The organism is Pseudomonas lopnurensis, assembly GCF_015070855.1.
Taxonomy (GTDB): domain Bacteria; phylum Pseudomonadota; class Gammaproteobacteria; order Pseudomonadales; family Pseudomonadaceae; genus Stutzerimonas; species Stutzerimonas lopnurensis.
On the sequence record NZ_JADDIX010000082.1, the window covers coordinates 1 to 4186 of the forward strand.

Here is a 4186-nt window from a genome sequence, read left to right on the forward strand (position 1 = left end):
TCCTACAGGGATACGTCTATCCGCAACAGCCAACTCGGACAGAGCCAATTAAAAACGCCGGCGCGAATCCCTTCGGCCGGCGTCCGCCATTCCCTTGACAATTGATCGCTCCCCTCCCGTTCCGCTGACATCCATGCGCCCTGTCCGGATCCATGACGGGCCGTGTCGCCGTTTCTCCTGGTGGAGAGACGTCCGGACATGATTGAAAGTAGAACGGCAAGATTGCAGAACGATTAAGCTCTGCGCCCACTGGTCGCCTATGGCGGATGATGAAAACTGATCGACGGATCGGTTTCCGGTCAAGAACGCCCGATCGCGGCCGAAGCAATGGGCTCGCCCTGAGATCAAAAAACAGAAGAAGACCAGGCGCTTCTATCTTCTCGAATACCTTGCCAGGCTTGATTGTCGATGCGTAATAACCAGCCCGTAACCCAGCGTGAGTACGCTTTTCCCGACCAGCAGCGACTGGTCTCGACCACCGACCTCAAAGGCCGGATCACTTACTGCAACGACATCTTCGCCGAAGTCAGCGGTTTCGAACGAGACGAGCTGATTCGCGCGCCGCACAACCTGATCCGCCATCCGGATGTGCCGCCCGCGGTGTTCGCCCATATGTGGACCACGCTCAAGCGAGGCAAACCCTGGATGGGCATCGTCAAGAACCGCCGCAAGAATGGCGATCACTACTGGGTCAACGCCTACGTGACGCCGGTGGTGGATATCCAGCGCACGGTGATCGGCTACGAATCGGTGCGCACCAAGCCGACCCGCGAGCAGGTCCAGCGGGCCGAAACCCTCTATGCCCGGATCAACGCCGGCAAGAGTGGCGTGCCCAGGCGCGACCGCTGGCTGCCGGTGCTGACCAAATGGCTGCCGTTCATTCTGGTCAGCCAGATCGGCTTTCTCATCGGCACCCGGCTCAATCATTCCATGGGCTTCGCGCTGGCCGCGCTGCTCTCCGTCCCGCTCGGCCTGGCCGGCCTGCACTGGCAACAGCGTGGCCTCAAACGCCTGCTGCAATTGGCGCGGCAGACCACCAGCGACCCGCTGATCGCCCGCATGTACACCGACAGCCGCGGCGTCGAGGCCCAGCTGGAAATGGCGATGCTCAGCCAGCAGGCACACCTCAAGACCTGCCTGACCCGCCTGCAGGACAGCGCCGTGCAGCTCCAGGCCCAGGCCAAGAAGGCCGATGCCCTGGCGCACGACTGCGCCAACGGCCTGGCTCAGCAGCATCAGGAAACCGAACAGGTCGCGACCGCCATCAACGAGATGGCGGCCACCACCCAGCAAGTCGCCAGCAACGTCGCGCTGGCAGCCGAAGCCACGCAGCAAGCCTGCCGGCTCACCGTGCACGGACGGGACGTCACCGCCGAAACCCGCAAGGCGATCCAGCACCTGTCCGAGTCGGTGGGCAGAACCGGCGAAGCCGTCGATCAGCTGGCCCACGACAGCGAAGCGATCGGCAGCGTGGTGGATGTGATCAAGAGCATCGCCGACCAGACCAACCTGCTGGCGCTCAATGCGGCGATCGAGGCAGCACGTGCCGGCGACAGCGGACGCGGCTTCGCCGTGGTCGCCGACGAAGTGCGCCAGCTCGCCCAACGCACGACCGAGGCTACCGGGGAAATCCACCAACTGATCGAGAAGCTCCAGTCGCAGGCACGCCATGCAGTGGAAACCACCGAGCAAGGCCGCGTACAGGCTACTCGCGGCGTCGACCAGGTCCTTCAGGCGGACCAGGCGCTGACCGGCATCAGCGACGCCATGGGCAACATCATCGACATGACCACGCAGATCGCCTCGGCCACCGAGCAGCAGAGCGCGGTGGCCGAGGAAATCAGCCATAACGTCACCACCATCGCTCGCCTGGCCGACCAGACGTCGGGCGACGCCCGCAGCTCGGCGCTGCTCAGCGAAGACCTGGCCGTCACGGCCGAAGGCCAGTATTCGCTGGTGGAGCGCTTCAACCGCTGACCGCGCCAAGGCGCCATGTAGTGTCGGGGCGTGTGGCGCGTAATTGGGGCGGGGCGCGTAGGTTGGGTTGAGGAGCGAAGCGACGAAGCCCAACAGGTTTGTGCCCGTCCCAGTTGGGCTTCGCTGCGCTCAGCGCCAACCTACGACGCACTCAGTCCTGCGCCATGTCCCGCAGAAATGCGGCGACCGCATCGGCCGCACTGTCCAGATGCTGCTCGTGCGTCAGGCCGGAACGCTTCAGCGGCTTCAGGTCGTGATCTGCGGCAGCAAGCCAGTGCAGCGTGATCGCCGTGGACAGCGAATACCCGGCCACGGTCTGGCGATTGCCCAGCGCATCACGCTCGCCCTGGACGATCAGGGCCGGCGTCCGCAGCGCGGCCAGGTGTGCCACCCGCGGCTTGTCCGGCTTGCCGGCGGGATGGAACGGATAGCCCAGGCAGATCAATGCGTCCACGCCCAGCTCATCGACCAGAAGGCTGGCCATGCGCCCTCCCATCGACTTGCCACCGATGGCCAGCGGTCCTGTGGTTTGCTGTCGCACCAGGGCATGGATTTCCCGCCAATGGTCGAGCAGTCGCACCTGCGGGTCGGGTGGGCGCTTGCGGCCGCCGGTGCGGCGCTCGGCCATATAGGCGAACTCGAAGCGACACACCGCAACCCCGCGTGCGGCAAGGCGTTCAGCCATTGCCAGCATGAACGGGCTGTCCATCGGTGCGCCAGCACCATGCGCCAGGATCAGGCTTGCGCAAGCCGTGCCCTGCGGCCGATTCCAACTGACGGAATACCCTTTGTCACTTTGTGTGTATTGATCCGGGTCAATACCGGCAAATTGCCCTTTCCCCATCCTTGCCTCGCTTTCTATTAGAAAGAAAAAAACTGCTCATTACCCGTGGATGGAAGCCCATACATGAACACAGCAACCAGTACCGCCTACAGTTACAAGGTGGTCCGCCAATTCGCCATCATGACGGTGGTGTGGGGAATCGTCGGGATGGGGCTCGGCGTTTTCATCGCAGCGCAATTGGCCTGGCCCTTTCTGAACTTCGACCTCCCGTGGACCAGCTTCGGTCGTCTACGCCCATTGCACACCAACGCGGTGATCTTCGCCTTCGGCGGTTGTGCATTGTTCGCGACCTCCTACTACTCGGTCCAGCGCACCTGCCAGACCACCCTGTTCGCGCCCAAGCTGGCCGCGTTCACCTTCTGGGGCTGGCAGCTGGTCATTCTGCTGGCGGCGATCTCCCTACCGCTGGGCTTCACCACGTCCAAGGAATACGCCGAGCTTGAATGGCCGATCGATATCCTGATCACCATCGTCTGGGTGGCCTATGCCGTCGTGTTCTTCGGCACCCTGGCCACGCGCAAGGTCAAGCACATCTATGTCGGTAACTGGTTCTTCGGCGCCTTCATCCTGACCGTCGCCCTCCTCCACGTGGTCAACAACCTGGAAATCCCGGTCACCGCCATGAAGTCCTACTCGCTGTACGCGGGCGCGACCGATGCCATGGTGCAATGGTGGTACGGCCACAACGCCGTGGGCTTCTTCCTCACCGCCGGTTTCCTCGGGATCATGTACTACTTCGTGCCGAAGCAGGCCGAGCGTCCGGTGTATTCCTACCGCCTGTCGATCGTTCACTTCTGGGCGCTGATCACCCTCTATATCTGGGCCGGCCCGCACCACCTGCACTACACCGCCCTGCCGGACTGGGCGCAAAGCCTGGGCATGGTGATGTCGATCATTCTCCTGGCGCCGAGCTGGGGCGGCATGATCAACGGCATGATGACCCTCTCCGGCGCCTGGCATAAACTGCGCACCGACCCGATCCTGCGTTTTCTGGTGGTATCGCTGGCCTTCTACGGCATGTCCACCTTCGAAGGCCCGATGATGGCGATCAAGACCGTCAACGCCCTGTCCCACTACACCGACTGGACCATCGGCCACGTGCACGCAGGCGCCCTCGGCTGGGTGGCCATGGTCTCCATCGGCGCCCTGTATCACCTGATTCCGAAAGTGTTCGGTCGCGAGCAGATGCACAGCATCGGCCTGATCAATGCGCACTTCTGGCTGGCCACCATCGGCACCGTGCTCTACATCGCCTCGATGTGGGTCAATGGCATCACCCAGGGCCTGATGTGGCGTGCAATCAACGAGGACGGCACCCTGACCTACTCCTTCGTCGAAGCGCTGGAAGCCAGCCACCCCGGCTTC

The 4186-nt window shown here is 63.2% G+C and carries 3 protein-coding genes and 1 pseudogene; 3 read left to right on the forward strand and 1 reads right to left on the reverse strand.

Annotated elements, in window-relative coordinates:
• Positions 1-408: 408 nt before the first annotated feature.
• Together IN820_RS23015 and IN820_RS17480 are read left to right on the forward strand one after the other, a co-directional pair.
• Positions 409-735, forward strand: a pseudogene (locus tag IN820_RS23015) (PAS domain-containing protein); the annotation flags it as partial.
• Positions 736-855: 120 nt separating this feature from the next.
• Positions 856-1977: a methyl-accepting chemotaxis protein gene (locus tag IN820_RS17480; RefSeq protein ID WP_408005247.1), complete on the forward strand. Its 1122-nt coding sequence runs from the start codon at positions 856-858 to the stop codon at positions 1975-1977.
• 151 nt (positions 1978-2128) lie between these two features.
• On the opposite strand, the gene IN820_RS17485 is transcribed toward IN820_RS17480, so the two are convergent.
• Entirely contained in the window at positions 2129-2821 is a 693-nt protein-coding gene (locus IN820_RS17485) for an alpha/beta family hydrolase (RefSeq protein WP_193682202.1), read from the reverse strand.
• A gap of 63 nt (positions 2822-2884) precedes the next feature.
• On the opposite strand from IN820_RS17485, the gene ccoN reads away from it, so the two are divergent.
• Positions 2885-4186 (forward strand): cytochrome-c oxidase, cbb3-type subunit I (gene ccoN, locus IN820_RS17490; RefSeq protein ID WP_193682203.1); only part of this gene is annotated, 1302 nt, incomplete at its 3' end.